Here is a 19,073-nt window from a genome sequence, read left to right as displayed (position 1 = left end):
GAACGGCCCTTTCCAGCCGTTCGTTTGGCATCGCGCCGCTGCAGTGCAGCGTCCAAGAAGCGGACATCCAAAAACATGCCGATATAAGACTGACTGAAAATAACTCTTTGCGGCCAGGCTTTGCTCGTCATCGTTATGCATACTGAAAGCACGTGGGAATAACTCAGCCTTCGCTAATGGTCGCCAACCAATCCAGAAAAACACCCAACCTTCGCAACCCCGAGACGCGGGTAAGGTAGAGGGCTGAGATATCCAACGGGGCGGCGTCAAGCTGGCCCGGAAACAGCTCAACCAATCGGCCCGCATCGATGTCATTTGCGATCATGAAATCGGAAAAACGCGCGATGCCCAGACCGCCTAATACCATCTGGCGCACGGCCTCTCCATTGCCTGCGGTCACCGCGGGTGGCACCGTCACGGGGGTGGGCAGACCAGTAAAGCGCAGCGTGTTGATGTGATCTGGTGCCGCGAAGCGCACTTGCTCCAGCTTTGCGATGTCGGTTGGTATTTTTGGCCAGCCTTTGCGATCAAGATATTCCGGCGCAGCCACCAATTTCCAAGCCGTGCGCCCCAGGGGGCGGTGCAGCATGTCGCTATCAGGTAGCTGCCCCAATCGAATGGCAACATCCGCGTGACTGCCGATCAGGTCCACCAGCGCATCAGTCATGTCGATCGAAAGCTGGATGCCGGGGTATTCCGCACGAAACTCGGCCAGCCGCGGGGCGAGGACATGCAGGACGTAAGGCACAGGCGCATTCACACGCAGTGGTCCGGCGGGGGCCTGTCCACTTGTTGCGATCTCTTGCAGGGCTTCGCTGCGATCCAAAATCTCGCGCGCCTCGGCCAGAACGGCAGCGCCTTCGGGGGTGATCTCGATGGACCGCGTAGTCCGGCGCAGGAGTGTGACTTTCAACTGCTCTTCCAGCCGCGTCACTGACCGGCTGAGTGTTGAGGCAGACACCCCTCTGCGCCGCGCGGATTCAGCAAAGCCCCCATCATCGACGATCCCGACAAAAGCAGCCAAGTCCCCCATGCGCAGCAATTCGTGCAGTTTCTGCAATGATCTATTCCAAACTTGTCTGTTATCGCAACAGATAGCGACTGGCATATGTGGCGTCGACATCAAATTTATTGGAGAAAAGCGATGCCCCTTGCCCTTTGGGCGCTGACCATCAGCGCTTTCGCCGTCGGAACGACCGAGTTCGTTATCGTTGGCTTGCTTCCCACCATCGCCGCCGATCTTGGCGTTTCGATTCCTTCTGCTGGCCTGTTGGTTAGCCTCTATGCGCTTGGCGTGACCATCGGCGCGCCAGTGCTGACCGCCATGGCAGACCGAGTGCCGCGCAAGACGTTGTTGCTGCTCTTGCTGGCGTTGTTCACGCTCGGCAATGCTTATGCCGCCTTTGCGCCGGATTACGGCAGCCTCGTCGCTGCGCGCTTTATCACCGGTCTTGCCCACGGTGTTTTCTTTGCCATCGCCTCGACGATCGCCACCGATCTGGTGGAGCCTGAAAAGGAAAGCTCGGCCATCGCACTGGTGTTCCTTGGTTTGACGGTCGCACTGGTGACGGGTGTGCCCTTGGGGACCTTCATCGGCCAGAACTTCGGCTGGCAGTCGACCTTCCTTGGCGTTGTCGCGCTTGGCGTGATTGGGTTCATCGCTTCTGCCATCTTGGTGCCCGCCAATCTGACCAAAGCTGCCTCGGCAGGAATCAAGGCGCAATTGCAGGTGCTGACTTCGCCGCGCCTTCTGCTGGTCTATCTGATCACGGCTGTGGGGTATGGCGGCAACTTCATCGCCTTTACCTTCCTCGCGCCGATGCTGAACGAAGTCACGGGTCTGTCTGCCGGCGCGGTTAGCCTTGTGCTGCTGCTCTATGGTGCATCTGTCGCCGTAGGGAACATCGCCGGCGGTAAACTGGCTGACCGTATTGGTGCAGTGCCGTCCCTGACGGTGATCTTTGCTGGCCTTGCGATATCACTGATCGCACTTGGTGCCTTCCTTACACACCCAATTGCAGCCATCGCGGTTGCGGCCTTCTGGGGCGGCTTTGCCTTCGCCAACGTGCCGCCTCTGCAATCCTATGTCGTGCAAATTGCGCGCGAAGTATCCCCCGGTGGGGTGGATGTGGCGTCCGGTTTGAACATCGGTGCGTTCAACCTTGGTATCGCAGGCGGCGCATGGGCTGGTGGACTTGTGGTGGAAGGCGTCGGCCTTGCCGCTGCGCCTTACATCGCCGCTGGTGTGGTGGTGGTCGGGATCGTTTTGGTGCGCCTGTCCGGCCGCCTAAACACAACAATATCCCAAGCAGTTGCTGCTGAATAACCTCACTTGCCCTGCCGTATCTTTATGGCGGCGGGGCAAATCATTGAACTGGAGGTTCGTATCATGTCTGCCCTCAATCTGATTTACAAAGACCGCATGACTTTTGGCATTGAATTGCCGCTGGACCGCGATTGGTCTGAAGCCGGGCAACGCCGTGCCCGTATCGAGGGGCGCCCCTTTGGCGTGCCAGACATCTCAAACCCTGCCACGGAAGTAGAGCTGGCCGAAAGCCTTGGTTTCGATGCGATCTGGCTGCGGGACGTGCCGGTTCACGATCCCAGCTTCGGGGATGCGGGACAGGTCTTCGATCCGTTCCCCTATCTCGGCTTTCTTGCAGGCCACACGCGGCGCATTGCACTTGGCACTGCGGGTATCGTCCTGCCGCTGCGGGATCCGATCATCCTGGCCAAGATGACGGCCAGCCTGCACCATCTGTCGGGCGGGCGGTTTATCCTTGGCATTGCGTCCGGGGACCGTCCGGTGGAATACCCTCTGATGGGGCTCGACTATGAGGACCGCGGAGCCACCTTGCGCGATCGCGTCGACCAGATGCGCACCCTCTGGTCAGGTGACGCGCTGCAAGGACCACAAGGCCCCGTCACCGTGCGCCCCTATGTTCCAGAAGGTATCCCGATGGTCATGGCCGGGATGGGACAGCAAAGCCTGCAATGGATCGCCCGCACATTGGACGGCTGGTTCACCTATCCGGGCCCTCCCGATCAGGCCGAGCGCCGCCTGTCGATGTGGCGTCAGGCGCGCACTGATGCTGGCCTACGCCCCGCGCCAGTCCTGACCGCCATGCACTTGGATCTTGACCCTGATCCCGATGCGCCCTTCCGGCCGATCCAGTTCGGGGGCCGTATGGGTCGCAATGCTCTAACCACTCACGTTCGTTCCCTGCACGCTGCAGGGGTCGCCCACATCGCCTTTAACCTGCGCCAGTCACAGCGCGAAATCGAAGACGTTCTGGCCGAGTTGGCCGAGCACGTCATCCCTGAGTTCACCGAGCAAAATAATAAGGAAACAACACTATGAGTATCACCCTTAACGGCCCCGCCCAAATTCCGTCCTTGGGGTTCGGCACCTTTCAACTTGAGCAAGATACCGTGGCCGACATGGTGGCCGCGGCTCTTTCCGAAGGGTTCCGCCATATTGATACGGCGCAGGCCTATGAAAACGAAGAACAAGTCGGCGAAGGTTTGCGCCGCGCCGATGTCCGCCGCGATGAAGTGTTCCTCACCACCAAAATCCTGCCCGAGCATTTCTCGCCAGAAGCCTTCACCGCTGCCGCCGATGCGTCGTTGAATCGACTGGGGACGGACTATGTCGACTTGCTGCTCCTGCACTGGCCCTCAAAGGAAGTCCCGATTGCCGACACCATAGGCGCATTGAATGCTCTGATTTCTGCGGGGAAAGTCCGCCATGGGGGCGTGTCGAATTTTACCATGGACATGGTCGATCAAGCACAGGCTGCGTTGAACACGCCATTGGCCGCCAACCAGATCGAGCTGCATCCGCTGATCGACCAAACACGGACGATCGCTCACCTCGCCAGCAAGGGCATTCCCGTTGAGGCTTACTCGCCACTGGCGCAAGGGAAGGTCATGGAGAACGCCACGTTGCGCGAGATTGCCGCCGTGCATAATGCAAGCCCGGCCCAGATTGCATTGGCCTGGGTCCTGACGCGCCCGATGAGCATCGCGTTGCCCAGGACCGGTAACAAGAACCGGCTTGCCGACAACCTTGGTGCAGCGGATATCATGTTGAGCGCAGAAGAGATCGCCAGCATTGATGCTCTTGGTTCAGCCGAAGGGCGCTTAGTCAGCCCGGAAACGCTCGCACCAGTTTGGGATTGATTAGTCACTGGTCCTGCAGAAACCCTGCAGGACCTATACCCGTCGACTTCAGCCTTCGGCCCGGAGCTGACGCTCGGTTCGGTTCCGAAATACTGCAGCTGCGGCGAACCAAGCCGCCATTCGTAGCAATAGCAAATCTTGCGTCGTCATCCATGATGATCTGCCACTTAGCCCGCGACCTCGCAAGTGGACCTTTCGCAAGTGCAATGGATAATCGCCAACGACTTAGCGTAGGATATCAAAGTCTGCTCAGCTCCCTCAAGTCACCCGCGCACAGCCCCCATTCCGAACCAAGGCCTGTGCGGACCTATAACGGCCAATCTTGGCTTGTCATTTCGGTTCGTTTCCTTTCGGCCCCCGCGGGCTAAGTCATCATGAAGGCGTAGCTCAAGGTCACAGCAGCCCATTATGCTTTCAGCGCGAGAAAAGAGAGACACGGATGACAGTTCGCAAATCCCCTCAAGAACCCTCAAAACGAGAGACTATCGCCGAGCGGACCAGTGCTGCCGCAACCGAAATCATCGGCAAAGAAACCAGCCAACGATTGCAAAAGACTGCTCGGCTGCGTGCAGCCCGGTTGTCGCAAGAGCAGGCTGGGCTTTCCAGGATTTCAAAGACAACCTGACGATACCCGCGCCATCTAATTCCAACAGTTTAGTCTGGAAGTCAGGTGGCAATACATCCTACTGGTCGCCACCATGGTAAGAAAAACCTTGCCGTCGCGGATTTAGTCCCCTGCGGCGCTCTAAAGACGCCCGCTAATCTGGCTGACTTTGGGTTGGCGACGCGCTAAGGTTCAACATCGGCTCGAGCCTAACTTAAGTCAGTAGAGGTAGCACTTGTTAGAACAACATGACTTCCGGGCCGACATCGACGCTGTCGGTCGCAGCAACGCAATTCTTACCCTTTTAGAAACCGTCGCGTTGGCCACCGGGATGGGATTTGCAGCAGTCGCACGAGTTACTGAATCTCGGTGGGTAACTTGTCGTGCTATCGATCACATTTCATTCGGACTGATGCCCGGGGACGAGTTGGATGTCGAAAGCACCCTTTGCCACGAAGTGCGGGAATACAATCAAGAGATCGTTATCGACGATGTCCATGACGATGAAACCTATGTCGACCACCACTGTCCTGCTCGCTATGGGTTTCGTGGCTATATCTCTGTCCCAATCTATCTTCAGGACGGATTCTTCTTCGGCACTCTATGTGCCATCGATCCGCAGCCTCGTAAGCTGAAGAATGACCGCGTACTGTCGATGTTCAGACTTTTTGCGCAGATTATCGGCGAGATTCTGGATGCCGACGAGGAACTGACCGCCAGCCGAGAGGCCGTGGCACACGAACAAGAGCTGGCCCGTATACAAGAGCGTTTTATTGCCATCCTGGCCCATGATTTGCGCAATCCCGTCAACGCGCTCAAAGCTGGCCTCCGTCTGATAGCGCGGCGTAATATCGATGATAAGACGATTGAGCTGGTCGACCTGATGCGTGGCTCAGCCAATCGGATGGAGCGTCTGATTGAAAACCTTCTCGATCAGGCCCGCCGTCGCCAAGGCGAGGGCATCGTTATTGAGAAAACCTTGAGCTCAACCCTGAAGCCGGCTCTGCACCAGATTGTGACAGAACTTCAAGCAGCGGCACCGGACCAGAAGATCGAAACCAACATTGATCTCCTTGAACCAATCGCTTGTGACGTGCCTCGTATATCTCAAATGTTTTCGAACCTTCTGGCGAATGCGGTGACCCACGGGGCTTCGGGTGCGCCCATCCAAGTGGAGTCCACCGCGACAGCAGAGCTCTTTTCGCTCTCGGTCACCAATTCGGGAAAGAAGATTTCCGATGACATGTTGCCCAGTCTTTTCCTACCATTCGAGCGCCGCAAAGACCGCCCGAGCCGAGAAGGGTTGGGGCTGGGACTTTTTATCGCCTCCGAAATCGCGAAAGGGCACGGTGGCACCCTGGACGTGTCATCAGAAGACAACCGCACTGTCTTTACCTTCCAGATGCCCATCCGGGAAGCGACAACAACTTGAGGATCTGGAATTTTGGTTGGGGCTGATCATCGACACGCCACGGATACTCGAAGCGTCAGTTTTTAAGGGACAACTCAGTTCAAGCTCCCATCAACAGTCTCGGCAGCCTGCCGAAACGCTCCCCGCCCATACCGGACCTTAACCGGGGTCTCAGTCAAGGTCCGGTCCCGATACGCAACATTCTCATTTTGTTTATCAAGGTCGTTAGGGGTAGATCGTCACAGGCCCTCGGTTCCCCGTCAACTTGTGGGCAGATATGCAGCGATCTCTCGGCCCCTGCCCGCCGCGTAGTCCTGCACCACTTGGGTCCAGTTGATCCTCGCAGCTTGGGCCCAGTCTACCCCGGCATATTGGTCTGGCATGGCGCTGGCGACAGCGCCTCGTGTAGTGGATGGGCCATAATCCACGATCCGCTGCCCCTCCGCAAAAGCGTCAAGATGTTGGTCCCATCTCTCCCCTTTCAGGGTCAGCCCCAAGCTCCGGGTCAGCGGGTTGTATTCCGCGGTGAACAAAGTGCCAAACCCCTCCGCGTAGCGGTCCTGCAAGAGCGGCGGGCGAAGGAACTCGCGGTTGAGCCTGCGCGGTGCAACGCGCAGCCGGTCCAGATGGGCGCGGCGTTCAAGGCTGCGGGTAAAGCCCGGCCGGTCAGCTTGGGTCGGCGCGGATTGATGGTTGGTGGCAATGGCCTTTGGCAACAGTCGAATGCCCCCGCCGGGAGACAGTTCGACGCTTGCCGTGCGCCCCGAAGCATCCGCGAGCACAAGATTATACGCCATATGCGAGGGCACGCGCTGCAAGACCTCCAGCGCCTCTGGCACGCTGTCGCAGGTTTCCAAGATGTAGCGCAGAATCGTAGTCACGCCAAAGCCCACTCCGGTTTCAGACCGTCCGCCATAGGCCAGCGCCACGGTGAGCCCCGCGTCGTTGATCCCGTCAGACAGACCCCAGAGAAACTCAACCATCCCCATCACTGCGCGGCCAGACCATTCCGTCTGCAACAGCAGCCCCTCGTTCAGCTCTGGCGACAGGTCATAGTTGCGCAGCAGCCGGACGTCATCGGCATCGGAGGTGGCCGCGAGCGAACAGCCGCCCAAATAGGTCGGCGGGCACCAAGTGGACAGGAACCGCGCGGCACGGTCCGAACCACCGGCAATCAAGACCAGGCGATCGTAGATCGGGACCAGTTCTGGCATATGGCTTTCCATGGCCGCCCGGCAATCTTCCCTGGACGGGCCGTGGTCGCCTCCGCGGGCTGTGAACCATGCCTCATAGGCAGGCCAAGACCGCTGCCAGCGCGCCGCCCATTTGGGGCCAGGGGTGGCCTCGGCAACGGCGTCAAAAGTCAGTGTCATCTGGGTCATATCATGCGCCCTTTATGGGTTGCTGAAAGAAAAAGCGGATCATTTCCGCGCTGGCGTCCGGGCCTTGGGGGTCCGTGTAAGACCCCTCGGCCTGACCGCCGGACCATGCGTGGCCAAGCCCGGTGACCGTCCAATACTCAACCGTTGAGGTGCCCGTTTCGGCCGCAGCGCGCAGGATGGAACAGGACCGCCCGCCATGGGTGCCCTGCGTGACAGTCTCAAGCGTCTGACCCGGCCCGATGTCTTGAACCTGCCGCACCACCGCCTCGCCATTTGATGGATGCACGGTCGCATCCGAGGTGCCATGAAAGACAATTGTCGGAATATGTGATGTCTTCTGCACAGGCGCCGCCCTCGGCCCTGCCATAGCCGTAAAGGCAGAGGCTACGTCCTTTGCCGACCCATAGGCCAGACCCGAATGCACCCCGACGGCGGCAAAGACGTCTGGGTAGGTCTCTCCCAAGATCACGGCCATCGCCGCCCCCGCCGACAGCCCCGCGACAAAGGTGCGATCCGGCGCGATGCCGTAGGCTGCACAGACGTGGCGGGCGATCCCCGCAAGGATCGCAGGCTCACCCGCGTCGCGGCGTTGATCCCCCCGGCTGAACCAGTTCCAGCAGGACTGCGTGTTGTTGCGCCGCGACTGGGCCGGGTAGACCACGATAAAGCGGTGTTTTTCGGCCAGTTGGTTCATGCCGGTGCCCGCGGCAAAGTCCTCGGGCGTTTGTGTGCAGCCGTGCAGCATGACCACGACGCCACTTGCGCCCTCGGTCGCGGATGCTGGGATATAGCTGCGGAAACTTCGACTGCCTGCCGCGCAGGTGAATGTATCGCTGAGAAAGCTGGCGCCTGCGGGGATTTCGGGTGTCGAGGCCGCGGGTGATGGGGTGGCGGCCCCCAACTTTGCAAAGAGATCGCTGATCGAGGCCATGGCAGGCAGGTCTGCTGCATCCATGGGCCCGGCCTGCACGGCAAGCCCATGCTGTGCCAAGGTGCGCTGCACCAGATCATTGGCGGCGATCAGGCGTGCGTCAGGGGTCGCCCGGCGCTTGGCACCGGCGTTAAAGAGTTTCATCTTATTTGTCCTTATCAGGGGGAGCGCATCTTACTTGATGCGGTCGGCAAGTGCCTTTTTGATATCTGCGCTGGCCTGTAGGGCGCCCAACACGGTGATGGACCCGATGGTGTCGCGTGCCAGTTCCGGTGTCACATCTGAAGCAATCCGCGCCAGCCCGACCACTTTGACGTGCAGCACCTCTCCGGCCGCTTTCAGCGCTTCCAGATCAGCCACCGTATAATCGCGCAGACCCAATTCCATCGTGTGGCGCTCAAGCGATTTGCTCACCACCTCCACATGGCTCTCAAGCTGGTTGCGGATCGCTGTGCGGATCAGGTCGCTCCGGTTCGAATAGAAACCTTCCTGCACCAGCAGGTCGATCCGTCCCAAATCCACATAGCCAAGGTTGATCGTGATCTTCTCGCTGTCTGGGGTCTTCTCACGCAGTTGCCGAATATTGCTCATTGCTCAATCTCCATCCTTATGGATGGTATATGGATGCCAAATCGTCAAGTTGCAAGATCGGACGACAGTTAAGTTCGCTTGGTCGCGCACCACTTGGTGCGCCGGGACAACGGTAGCTTCTGCAAGGGCTCCGAAGTGAGGCCCAGCATCACTACCGTAAGCGTAGATATCGCCATCGTCACGTATAGCTGCTGCAAAGTGGTTCACCGTTCCCCGAGCCGCAGGCTGTCACTATCCATCCTGTGCGCTCGTGCTCTTTACCGACATAATGGAGGAGCGGTGGCGCAGGAGTTGCGCCGCCGCGTCATGCAGGCGTTTCAGCTTCCCGCAGCTTCCATCCAGGAATGGTGACGTCGTTCGTCGGCCAGACCCTTCTCGATCACGGGGCGCAGCTCGGCATTGGTGACGGCATTGTCGAGAGCCTGCTGGTAGGCGGCGACGGTATCGTCCTCATTTGTCTTCATCGCCTTGAGAATTGCACTGTTCCCGGCGATATCCGCCAGCGCCACCTTTCCGGCTTTCAGCCACTGCTTCATGTCGCCCTCCATGGGCTTCTCGACACCCAAGCTGTCGGCAATGCGGCTACGGTCTTGGGCGTGGGCCTCATGGTCGCGGCAGAAGCTTTCGATCTGCTCGCGATAGTCCGCGTTGTCGAGTCACTCAATGGTCGTGTCATAGGCCGCGATGGCGTCGTGCTCCAGAATGAGCAGGTTCCTCACGACGTCGGCAGCGTTGCCTTCGGTTCCAACGGTTGTCGGCATGGTCGGTCTCCTTTTCCGATTATTTCTGCTGTTCGATCTGGTCGCCCGAATGTGGCCGGGATTTGCCCCCCTTTTGGTCAACGACAAGAAAACGCCCATCCATAATCAGTGTTCCATTCACCTGAGCTGTTCATCGGTGGAGGATTAGAGAGGCTCTGGAAACTTCGATAAGCGGACATCTATTCCCCGCGCAGCGAAGGTCCGATCTCCGCCCATGGTGTCGATCGAAGCGAACGGCCCAGACCGGTCATTCAGTCGATGTTCCAATGCTGCGTTGCAGCCCATCGAAGTAATCGTTGGTGCCTCACGTTGCATTTTCGGCGGGGTGTAGGTCAGCAGAACGGACTTTGCTGCCGCTCGCCCAAGCAATGTGAAAGTCTCCAAAAGGCAGAGGCCGAGTTTGGAAGGCACCGACTTAGGGTGCCTTCCACATGATTGTTTTGAGGCTGGCATAGCCATCTTGAATGTTTCATCGCCGGTGACGTCAAATGTGCCTTCACCGGTTATCTCAAATCCATACTGTTTATAGAACGGCAGATCGATTTTGTTGTCCTTAAACACTTCAACCGTGGGTGGTCCTTTCAACGACACGACACGACATGATCGACCATCTGGCGGCCCAAGCCCTTGCCTTATCGAGAAGGTGCAGCAAACAGCCCGCCAATTTCTCTGTCGATCGTTGCAATAAAACCGACAGTGATCCCGCCATCTTCCAGCACCCATGCTTCGGCATTCGGGAGATACATGTTACGGATGTCTTCGCGCAGTTGATTTCTGACATCATCCGACAGGAAAGGATGAGTCACGGCATGCAAGAACGTGTTTGCTTTGTTCGCCGAACTGGCGTTCGTCTCGAGCGCTGCGAACTTCCGCTCTCCGTCCGACATAGTTGCGGTGATCGCAGCACGCACCGGCCGCAATCTAACAGGGAGAGAAAGCACAAGAGGGAAAAACAGGAGAAGGCTTCTTAAGCTCCCAATAAACCCTGATTCTAAGATTCGAAAATTCGTTTAATTTCGATCACTTAAGATTCAGACACCCACGTGCAAAAACTAAGAGTCTGCTCAATAAAGGAAAAGCTTGCGCAGAACATTTTTCAATTTACTGTTAAGGACTTAGAACGTGATAATCTCAATCGCGATTTTCTCGTCGGCGTCAGACATCGATCTCTCCTGTGTTTGGCGTCTTTGGGTTGCGGAAACCCATGGCGACCCAAGCCCCGAAGAGCTTGGCGAAGAAGCCGAGGCTCTGCTTCTTTGCGTTGGGAATGTCGTCTGGCAGCGTGGCATCCTTCGGGAGATCGGAGGCCATGGTGCGCATCGTGGGCTCAGGCTTTGTGCCAGGCGGCCAGAGTCCACTGTAGAGACTCAGCCAGTGTCCGCCTTTGAACTCCAGATAGACAGGCGTGTTGCAACAAGTGGCGATCACCCGCGTGCTGGGGGCCTCGGGCGACAGGCGGAACCCGGCCAAGTTGGCGGCCCCCGCAAGAAAACGCACGCGATCCTTGCGATACATGACGAAGGGCGTCGTGCCGTGATCGGTCAACGTCCGGGGTGCGCCCTCAAGACACTGCATCCTCCCTGCCGCCTCGCGGCAGGAGTTGCAGCAGCATTCGACGCTTGCAATAGGTATCCCCTCAACTTCAAGGCGGGTCTGGCCACAGGCACAACCGATCTGTGTTGCCTCACACATGCCTTGGCACTTTCGCGGCAGCCGCTTCAAAGGCGGCAATGTCGATCTTCTCCATCTGCATCAGCGCCTCGCTCACGCGGCTCACCACGCCCGGGTCTTCGCGGGCCAGCAGGTCCGGCATTCGCTTCGGCACGATCTGCCAAGACATGCCGAAGCGGTCCACAATCCAGCCACACCGTCCTGCCTCACCGCCTTTCGGGGTCAGCGCGGCCCAGAGCCGGTCCGTCTCATCCTGATCCTCCGTCAGGACAGAGATCGATGCGGCGGGCGTCGGCTTGTGATACGGCCCGGCGGTCAAGATCATCATGGGCGCACCTGCCAGCGAGAACTCGACAATCATCGGGTCGTCCGGTTGGCCGTTTTCGCGCACGGCCTCAATCCTGCTGCCTGGCATCAACATCACGTATTCCTGCGCGGCATCATGTCCGCCTTTCTCAAACCAAAAGCAGGTCCGCACTTTCGAGGCATGTTCCATCCAAAATTCCTCCATTGTTTTCGTGGTTGGCGGCTCAGCTTTCAGGCCGGGCCCATCATTATTCAGCCGCGCTTGCTTTCGACGTAGGTATTGAAATTGTTCAAGATCGCCTGCCACCCGTCGCGCTGCATCTCGATCGGGTTCTGCGCCTCGGCGTCGAAGGTGGTCACGACATGGGTCTTTCCGCCGCTTCCGGTAAATGTCGTGCGGGACTTACGGCCGTCGTCAAGAACCAGCACGAGTGACTTGTGCGGCTCGATCTCTTCGTAAGTGCCCTCGAAGTCGAAACCCATGCTTCCGTCCTTCGCCTCCATACGGGCGACCTGCTTGCCATCGGGGCGCAGATCCACTTCGGCACGCGGGCAGCACCAATCATCGTTTGCGAAATTCCACTGCATTATGTCGTCCGGGGTGGTGTAGGCGCTCCACACCTCTTCAACGGAGGCGGCAACTGTCGTTTCCACGGTGATTTGCTGGTTGGTCATGTTGATCTCTCTTTGTAGCTGGCTTCAGATGTATCTGGTTCCACCTCGAACAGGCCGCGCACATAGCGAATGAGGTGATCAACGCTTTCACGGGCGAGGTCAGGGTCTCCGGTGGCCTTAGCGAGGATGAACCCACCCTGAAGGACCGCCTGAGTGTGGCGAGCAAGGCTCTCGACAGTCCAGTCAGCGGCGATGTTACGCTGCTTGCGCGCAGCTTTGATGTCGGCCTCCAGCGTGGCGGCATGGCCGAAGATGCTGGCGGCGCAGGCATCCCGGATCGCGGGCGCGCTATCATGCACCTCCTGTGTCATGGTGCCGACGAGGCAGGTGTATTCAAACGTCTCGCCGCCGATGATCCCTTTGCGGAAATCGAGATAGGCCAGAACCCGGTCAAGTGGATCGTCTGGCTGATGGTAAGGGGCGCTGGCAAAAAGTGCGCTGGTTGTCGCGGCCCAGAAATTTGCTGCCGCCACGCCAAGCGCGTCCTTCGACTTGAAGTGATGGAAGAAAGCGCCCTTCGTGACACCGGCCGACTGGCAGAGATCTTCGACCGAGGTTGCGGCGAACCCCTTGCGGCGGATCACGTTGCGCGCGGCTTCCAGAAAACGTGTGCGCGCATCGCCGCGCTCGGGAGATTTTTTGGTAGGTCTTGGCATATTATACGCATACCATACGGTTGGTATGTTAGAAACAATTTCAAGAACGGCGCGCTGCGGCGACGTCAAAAGTCGCGGCCTGCGCACTTGAAACATGATATTAGGCGTTGGCCAAAGCAGACTGTTCAACTATCGCGGCGAAGGGCAGTAAGGTCCCGCAGAGCGGACCAACACGGTTTGCGAATACCCCAAAACCTTAACAAAAACGCGATTTTATAACCGCATGACGTAAAATGCAGCCGTTTTGCTAGGGAAGTGCGAAAAGTCTCAGTCAAAGCTTATCACATGGAAACTAAGACGATACGTCCGCCGGCTGAAAGCCGACGGACTGCCTATCTCGAGAGATAGATCAGCTTAAAGCGTGCCGTCACGCTCCAGCTTTTTGCGTGCAACTTTACGAGCACGTCGTATTGCTTCAGCCTGACGACGCACCTTCTTTTCGGAAGGCTTTTCAAAATGTTGCTTAAGTTTCATTTCCCGGAATACACCTTCACCCTGAAGCTTCTTCTTCAGAACACGAAGGGCCTGATCGACGTTGTTATCGCGAACACTAACTTGCATGAAATTCTCGTTATAGTAGCCAGACAGATTCATACTGGACTACCAAACCAACTTTTTTACCAGCTTTTTTCTCACCCAGCAGCCATAGAATGGGCTACAACCGGGATTGCGAACTCAAGCAGCCAAATGACTGCTAGCTCAACCACGAATGGGCAAGACGCCTACTTCTCAAACAGGACCACCTAACGCCCTCAGCGGAAAGAGCCAGACAAGAAGGTGGACATTTAGGGAGGGCCCGCTCGCAACCCTTATCGACACGCCCTCCCCTCCCTCAAATACATAAGCGCCTTTACACCGAGTATCGCTTCTCCAAATCATCAATCAGGTCCTTTCGGAACAACCGATGACGTTCGAGGAAACTTGCCACCGGACCACTTTCAATCATCTTGCCTCCCTTGAGCTGCCAAGTGCCATCTGCATACCAAAAACAGCAGATTGCAGGGCTACATTGGCGTATAAGACGAGAGTGAAGCCGGAATACCCCTCAGCTCGTCCTCAGCCTTATATTCGGTTAAGATGCCCGTCTATCTAATCGTTAGTTAAAAATGCCGAAGAAAGAGCTAAACCAGTCGGCTTTTGTGGTAGCCTATCCCAAATCGTGCAAGCAAAGCGCCATTTTTGGAAACCCATCGGACGGATCGCCATCGTGGAGGTTCGCAATCGCTTTCTATAACCCATGCTGTCCCAAAACATCCCGCTTACAGCTTTCAAATTGCCTGTCTCGCCGTGCTTCCTCAGCTGCATCCTTAGGTCTGGTCGGTGGGAGGTAATACTGAACACAATTTGAATGGGCTTGGGATTCAATCTGCTCAAGGGCGCATGTCATCACATCATTGGAGGGCATTGGCAGACTGCTGGTCGCGCATTCCTTACGGTAATAGGCCAATCTTTCTTCGGCGGTGGATTGCCAGAGGAACCAAGCAGGTCCCCCGATGCGATCGGGGTCTGGCGTGCTGCTGCCCCCGCAATAACCGGTCGGGTTAAGGCAAAGGAGGCGTTCGCTATTGGAGCAGGAGGCCATTGCGCCGCCCAATCCAACGATACCTACAGCCAGCCATATGACCTTTCTCATTACTATTGCTCCCTTATCGCCCTCTCTGCCCCCCATTTGGAATGGGCGGGCGACCTCCCCCCCCACCAAGCCCCCCGCTGCCAGCGTTGCTGTAGGGAACGGATTGGAACTGTAGTATACTCCCAATCTCCATAGGAGGATATTAAGATGATGAAGTATGCTGCCGCCATAATAATTTTTCTGTCTTACACTCCACTTTCAGCGGAACAATTGGATATGGACTTCCTAATTGAGGAAGATGAACAGGCCGCGGGATGCCTCGGCGCCAGAGTGGAAGGTCTTGATCCGAACGGAGATGGCTTTCTGGCTGTTCGCACAGGTCCAGGGACAAATTACCGTAAGATCGACGAACTGCATAACGGCGACGGTGTTCGCCCATGTGTTCGAAACGGCAATTGGTGGGGCGTGTATTATGGCAATCCCCGCCGCAAAGGCTGGGTCCATGGCAACTGGTTGGGAAGATGGGTCGGGTAACCTGCTGTCCGAGGTCGTGGGAACTTCCGCTGACAGATCGGGAGATGAGCTGAGGTGCGGTCATTGTCCCACCGATCACCGCAGGGAGTGTGCGTAATTTTGTGCCCTGACGCCTTTAGTTACACCATGGGAAAGCGTTCTTCGAACATGATGGCGAGTTGGCTTTTAACGCGGTGCCATTCACGCACAGATCGCTTCCACTCGACGGAAGTAGCATTGAGCGCCAAGTAGATCAACTTTGCTGCCGCCTCATCGCTCGGGAAGTGGCCTCGGGTTCGCACGGCACGCCGGATTTTTGAGTTCAAGGCTTCTATGGCATTCGTTGTGTAAATCAATCGGCGCACTTCGGGCGGGTAGTCGAGAAACGGGATCACCTCGTTCCAGGCTCGGCGCCAGCTCGGTGCAATGGCCGGATAGCGCTTGGCCAGATCGCTCTCCTCGAACTCGGCCAGCGCAGCCTCCGCTGCTTCGACGTCCAAGGCGGTGTAGACTGCCTTCAGGGCTGTCGCCACGGCCTTGCGGTCCTTGTAGCTGGCGAAGCTCATAGAGTGGCGCAGCAAATGAACGATGCACGTCTGAACCTGGGCTTCCGGGAAAGCTGCCCCAATGGCCTGAGGGAAGCCTTTGAGACCGTCGACCACGGCAATCAGAATGTCCTGAACGCCCCTGTGACGTAGATCATTCAGAACCTTTGCCCAAAATTTGGCACCCTCGTTGGCCTGGAACCACAGCCCCAGAACGTCCCGGGTGCCGTCTGGACGGATCGCCAAGGCTACGAAGACCGCCTTGTTCGAGACCGCTCCATCACTGCGGATGTTGACGCGGATCGCGTCCATAAACACCACGGGATAGCAGGGTTCCAGTGGTCGGCTCTGCCAGGCGGTGACCTCGTCCATCACAGCCTCAGTGATCACCGATATCAAGCTGGGTGATGCCTCAAAGCCGTAAATCTCCTCAATGTGCCCTTGAATCTCACGGGTCGTCATTCCGCGTGCATACATGCTGACGATCTTGCGGTCGAACTCGGGAAAACGACGCTGATACTTGGCTATCAACAGCGGATCAAAGGTGCCGTTGCGGTCGCGCGGAATGTCCAGGATGACCTTCCCACTGTCGGTGGTCACAGTCTTCTGGCTGCTGCCATTACGACGATTGGGCGGATGGTTCTGGCCCTCCGCGACACCTTCTTCGCGCTCTGCCCCAAGATGTTCCTCCATCTCAGCTGTTAAAGCGCGTTCTGCCAATTCTTTGGTCAACTCGGCAAGAATGCCCTCCTTGCCGAATAGGTCGCCAGAGGACCGGCCTTCCATCAGTTCGTCTAATAGCTTTTTGTCGATGCTCATACGTGGGTCTCCTTATAGAGCAGTTACCACGCCAGAGCACAAAATTCAGGACAGTCCCTCACCGCATCCTGCGGCATGGTGATACCATCCTTCGGCCTCTCTGCCTTCGCCCCCTTCGGGGAAATGCAAAGACTGATACCGCGCACGGCTTTCCCAATGCGCTTATGCGACGTTTCGCCCTCATCCAGCGTGAGCCGCAGTTCGGACATCAGTGCCACCTCAATATCCGCGCGCCCCGGCAAGCGCTCCACTGCGCCGCGCACCTCGGCGGCGCAGGCAGCGCAATCCGTGCCTGTGACGCTCTACTCTTGCTGTGCCCTACTGCTGTCTGCCATCTCCGCCCCCATTCTGCTTTTCCGGCAAACAAGCACATAAGACCTACAGCTACCGTAGCTCCAAGTGCGTTTTGAAGTTTTCCTTATCCCAGCCAAACATCCAAATATAACATGATGACCAGCCCGACCGCTAAGCCCAATGTCGCTTTGTTCTGATGTCCATTACGATGGGTCTCCGGAATAATCTCGTGGCTGATGACGAACAGCATGGCACCGGCGGCAAATGCCAGCCCCCAAGGCAGCAACGGCTCTGACAGTGCAACAACGCCCGCGCCAAGCAACCCGCCGACCGGCTCGACCAGTCCCGTAAGTGCGGCAATTCCCCATGCGCGGCCCTTCGCATAGCCTTCACCCAAAAGCGCGACTGCGACGGCCAGTCCTTCGGGCGCGTTTTGTAGGCCGATGCCAAGCGCCAGTGGCAGACCTCCCTCCAAACCATGTGCGCCAAATCCGACGCCCACTGCCAATCCCTCGGGAAAATTGTGAATCGTGATCGCAATGACGAAAAGCCAAACCCGGCGGAGGGACGCCGCTGCTGGCCCCTCACGCCCTGTTCTGAAGTGTTCATGCGGCAGGAGCGTGTTCATCAACGCCACGCCACCCATGCCCAATAGGATCGCCAGACAAACAATTGCAGCAGGTGCAGCGCCGTTTTCAAACTGCGCCTCCGCCGCATCCAGCGCCGGAATGATCAGCGAAAAGAAAGAAGCGGCGAGCATCACCCCCGCGGCAAAACCGAGCGACAGGTCGCGCATAGCGCGTGAGGGTGTGCTTCCAAACAGCACCGGAATGGCCCCCACGGCGGTCATGGCTCCAGCAGCGAGACTGCCAAAGAATCCAAGCATGAGAGGCGACATCGTTTCCAACTCAGGTATCCTTTCGTCTGGCTCGGCTAGCGCAGCCCGCCATAAACTAGTGTTGAGGCCGATTGGACTTGTCGCGCGTTCGTGCCCCCCGTGCTCGATTAAGCCATCTAGCGTTCGAATGCGACGTGTCTTCTCCAGCCTAATGTAGGCACAACGGGGGGTTCCAACCCCGATTAGCTCACTAACAGAACACCGCGCACGAAGGCGCGACTGTTATAAAGCTGGCATAAAATTGGGCAAAACAGCGTCTTTTCATGCACACCGTGTCAAGACATCATGCAAAGCCCAGCCAATAACAGACTAAACCACTGGCGATACTATCCTATTCCGATAAATGAACTGAATCGTCAGCTCCCGCATCACCTGATCGCTGACGCATAGGACGTGCTGGGGTAGCCTGCTCGATCGTGATACTCCCGCATTGGCCAGTATCCATCTCAACTTTTTTGCCGCTTAGTTCAGCGTATGCAGCGCGCAACCTATGTTTGAGCATGAGCTTCCGGGGGCCTTCTTAAGTGCGCAAACGCACCCTGCCTTTCCCGTTCTATTTAGCATGTTAACATTACAACTGCAGAGTTTCCTCAACTTAAGCAGGCTTGTCCTTTGCCGAGCGCAAGCTTCACCAGAACAGAAGAGCTACGCCGCAGAAATCATCACGTCCACTAAACGGTCGATATTGCCGATGGAACAAATGGTTGAATATTGGCAGATGTTGCGCTGTATCCAACGTTGGCTTAGATCTGACAATGACGAATGCTGGGGTTAGGTCCAATCGCAGCAATGCGCAGGTAGAAGACTGGACTACGAAAACTCCTAGCCGAGCTCCGAACGCGCGCCGGATCCTTATCTCACCTAGGAGCCTGCCTCCCAGCGTGGGCACTAGAACATCTGGTTGCTTCTCTCGTGACAGGCGGTTTTTTTGTAGGCGGTCCAGATATAGCCGCCACTCCGGCCGAGGCACCCTGAAGTTGCTTCTGCGCCAGCAGGCATCGCCCATACATTGCCGGCGCCCAAACAAGCAGGGCGAAATTTTCGAGCTGCTTTGCCGTTCACTCTTCCTTTTCGACTACCTTCTTCGGGTTCTTTGAATCAAATTCCTCAGGCCGATGGGCCGACCCTTCATGGTCATCCTGCGCGTTATGGCGCTTACGATGTGGCGGGCGTTTTTCTTTGGCGTCTTCTGGCTCGTTTGGCATTTCATTCTCCTTTTAACGGTGACTAGGTTTATGAAGCAGTGACCTGCATTCCAAGC

General features: G+C 57.4%; 22 protein-coding genes. 6 read left to right on the top strand and 16 right to left on the bottom strand.

Annotation, left to right across the window (positions count from 1 at the left end; genetic code table 11):
* Positions 1 to 163 precede the first annotated feature (163 nt).
* The gene (locus ACSQ16_RS10500) at positions 164 to 1,060 is read right to left on the bottom strand and encodes a LysR family transcriptional regulator (protein ID WP_174861216.1); all 897 of its coding nucleotides are present in this window, start codon (positions 1,058 to 1,060) and stop codon (positions 164 to 166) included.
* 84 nt (positions 1,061 to 1,144) lie between these two features.
* Between ACSQ16_RS10500 and ACSQ16_RS10495 the strand changes: the two genes are divergently transcribed.
* The 5 genes from ACSQ16_RS10495 (at position 1,145) to ACSQ16_RS10475 (ending at position 6,218) form a co-directional block, all read left to right on the top strand.
* A complete protein-coding gene (locus ACSQ16_RS10495) occupies positions 1,145 to 2,326 on the top strand; it encodes an MFS transporter (protein WP_174861217.1) in 1,182 nt (393 codons plus the stop codon).
* 63 nt (positions 2,327 to 2,389) lie between these two features.
* Positions 2,390 to 3,361 carry a TIGR03571 family LLM class oxidoreductase gene (locus tag ACSQ16_RS10490; protein WP_174861218.1) on the top strand — a complete coding sequence of 324 codons (972 nt, stop codon included), beginning with the start codon at positions 2,390 to 2,392 and terminating at the stop codon, positions 3,359 to 3,361.
* An 80-nt stretch (positions 3,362 to 3,441) separates the two neighbouring features.
* Positions 3,442 to 4,182, top strand: a complete 741-nt coding sequence (locus tag ACSQ16_RS10485) for an aldo/keto reductase (protein ID WP_435988795.1) — start codon at positions 3,442 to 3,444, stop codon at positions 4,180 to 4,182.
* 439 nt (positions 4,183 to 4,621) lie between these two features.
* Positions 4,622 to 4,807, top strand: coding sequence for a hypothetical protein (locus ACSQ16_RS10480; RefSeq protein WP_139226256.1), 186 nt, complete (start codon positions 4,622 to 4,624; stop codon positions 4,805 to 4,807).
* Between the two features lie 214 nt (positions 4,808 to 5,021).
* A complete protein-coding gene (locus ACSQ16_RS10475) occupies positions 5,022 to 6,218 on the top strand; it encodes a GAF domain-containing sensor histidine kinase (protein ID WP_246253605.1) in 1,197 nt (398 codons plus the stop codon).
* A gap of 239 nt (positions 6,219 to 6,457) precedes the next feature.
* Here the strand turns inward: ACSQ16_RS10475 and ACSQ16_RS10470 are convergent, their stop codons facing one another.
* From ACSQ16_RS10470 to rpsU, 11 genes are all read right to left on the bottom strand, one after another.
* Positions 6,458 to 7,579, bottom strand: a complete 1,122-nt coding sequence (locus tag ACSQ16_RS10470; RefSeq protein ID WP_435988780.1) for a C45 family autoproteolytic acyltransferase/hydolase — start codon at positions 7,577 to 7,579, stop codon at positions 6,458 to 6,460.
* A gap of 1 nt (position 7,580) precedes the next feature.
* Positions 7,581 to 8,654: an extracellular catalytic domain type 1 short-chain-length polyhydroxyalkanoate depolymerase gene (locus tag ACSQ16_RS10465; RefSeq protein ID WP_174861219.1), complete on the bottom strand. Its 1,074-nt coding sequence runs from the start codon at positions 8,652 to 8,654 to the stop codon at positions 7,581 to 7,583.
* 30 nt (positions 8,655 to 8,684) lie between these two features.
* A complete protein-coding gene (locus ACSQ16_RS10460) occupies positions 8,685 to 9,101 on the bottom strand; it encodes a CopG family transcriptional regulator (RefSeq protein ID WP_174861220.1) in 417 nt (138 codons plus the stop codon).
* 317 nt (positions 9,102 to 9,418) lie between these two features.
* Positions 9,419 to 9,637, bottom strand: a complete 219-nt coding sequence (locus ACSQ16_RS10455; RefSeq protein WP_435988779.1) for a hypothetical protein — start codon at positions 9,635 to 9,637, stop codon at positions 9,419 to 9,421.
* 369 nt (positions 9,638 to 10,006) lie between these two features.
* Positions 10,007 to 10,423, bottom strand: coding sequence for a hypothetical protein (locus tag ACSQ16_RS10450; RefSeq protein ID WP_435988778.1), 417 nt, complete (start codon positions 10,421 to 10,423; stop codon positions 10,007 to 10,009).
* A 71-nt stretch (positions 10,424 to 10,494) separates the two neighbouring features.
* Positions 10,495 to 10,773 (bottom strand): hypothetical protein, encoded by a 279-nt coding sequence (locus ACSQ16_RS10445; protein ID WP_435988777.1) that lies wholly within the window; start codon positions 10,771 to 10,773, stop codon positions 10,495 to 10,497.
* 244 nt (positions 10,774 to 11,017) lie between these two features.
* Complete coding sequence (locus tag ACSQ16_RS10440) at positions 11,018 to 11,554, bottom strand: GFA family protein (RefSeq protein WP_435988776.1); 537 nt, start codon at positions 11,552 to 11,554, stop codon at positions 11,018 to 11,020.
* Positions 11,547 to 12,029, bottom strand: coding sequence for a VOC family protein (locus ACSQ16_RS10435; protein WP_435988775.1), 483 nt, complete (start codon positions 12,027 to 12,029; stop codon positions 11,547 to 11,549). Before ACSQ16_RS10435 ends, ACSQ16_RS10440 begins: the two co-directional genes overlap by 8 nt.
* Before the next feature lie 62 nt (positions 12,030 to 12,091).
* On the bottom strand, positions 12,092 to 12,514 hold the full coding sequence (locus ACSQ16_RS10430) for an SRPBCC family protein (RefSeq protein ID WP_435988774.1): 423 nt from the start codon (positions 12,512 to 12,514) through the stop codon (positions 12,092 to 12,094).
* On the bottom strand, positions 12,511 to 13,170 hold the full coding sequence (locus tag ACSQ16_RS10425) for a TetR/AcrR family transcriptional regulator (protein WP_435988773.1): 660 nt from the start codon (positions 13,168 to 13,170) through the stop codon (positions 12,511 to 12,513). The genes ACSQ16_RS10430 and ACSQ16_RS10425 overlap by 4 nt, the downstream gene beginning before the upstream one ends.
* A 354-nt stretch (positions 13,171 to 13,524) precedes the next feature.
* On the bottom strand, positions 13,525 to 13,731 hold the full coding sequence (rpsU, locus tag ACSQ16_RS10420) for a 30S ribosomal protein S21 (RefSeq protein WP_067940202.1): 207 nt from the start codon (positions 13,729 to 13,731) through the stop codon (positions 13,525 to 13,527).
* A 1,219-nt stretch (positions 13,732 to 14,950) separates the two neighbouring features.
* Between rpsU and ACSQ16_RS10415 the strand changes: the two genes are divergently transcribed.
* Positions 14,951 to 15,277, top strand: coding sequence for an SH3 domain-containing protein (locus tag ACSQ16_RS10415; protein ID WP_394439653.1), 327 nt, complete (start codon positions 14,951 to 14,953; stop codon positions 15,275 to 15,277).
* A 119-nt stretch (positions 15,278 to 15,396) separates the two neighbouring features.
* Here the strand turns inward: ACSQ16_RS10415 and ACSQ16_RS10410 are convergent, their stop codons facing one another.
* The 4 genes from ACSQ16_RS10410 to ACSQ16_RS10395 form a co-directional block, all read right to left on the bottom strand.
* Positions 15,397 to 16,620, bottom strand: a complete 1,224-nt coding sequence (locus ACSQ16_RS10410) for an IS256 family transposase (RefSeq protein WP_435988772.1) — start codon at positions 16,618 to 16,620, stop codon at positions 15,397 to 15,399.
* A 23-nt stretch (positions 16,621 to 16,643) separates the two neighbouring features.
* The gene (locus ACSQ16_RS10405) at positions 16,644 to 16,871 is read right to left on the bottom strand and encodes a hypothetical protein (RefSeq protein ID WP_435988771.1); all 228 of its coding nucleotides are present in this window, start codon (positions 16,869 to 16,871) and stop codon (positions 16,644 to 16,646) included.
* A 167-nt stretch (positions 16,872 to 17,038) separates the two neighbouring features.
* Positions 17,039 to 17,821: a ZIP family metal transporter gene (locus ACSQ16_RS10400; RefSeq protein ID WP_435988770.1), complete on the bottom strand. Its 783-nt coding sequence runs from the start codon at positions 17,819 to 17,821 to the stop codon at positions 17,039 to 17,041.
* Positions 17,822 to 18,870: 1,049 nt separating this feature from the next.
* Positions 18,871 to 19,017, bottom strand: a complete 147-nt coding sequence (locus tag ACSQ16_RS10395; RefSeq protein ID WP_435988769.1) for a hypothetical protein — start codon at positions 19,015 to 19,017, stop codon at positions 18,871 to 18,873.
* Positions 19,018 to 19,073: the final 56 nt, after the last annotated feature.

It is taken from the genome of Sulfitobacter sp. SH24 (genome assembly GCF_965641895.1).
Taxonomy (GTDB): Bacteria; Pseudomonadota; Alphaproteobacteria; order Rhodobacterales; family Rhodobacteraceae; genus Sulfitobacter; species Sulfitobacter dubius.
This window is presented reverse-complemented; position numbering and strand designations above follow the sequence as displayed.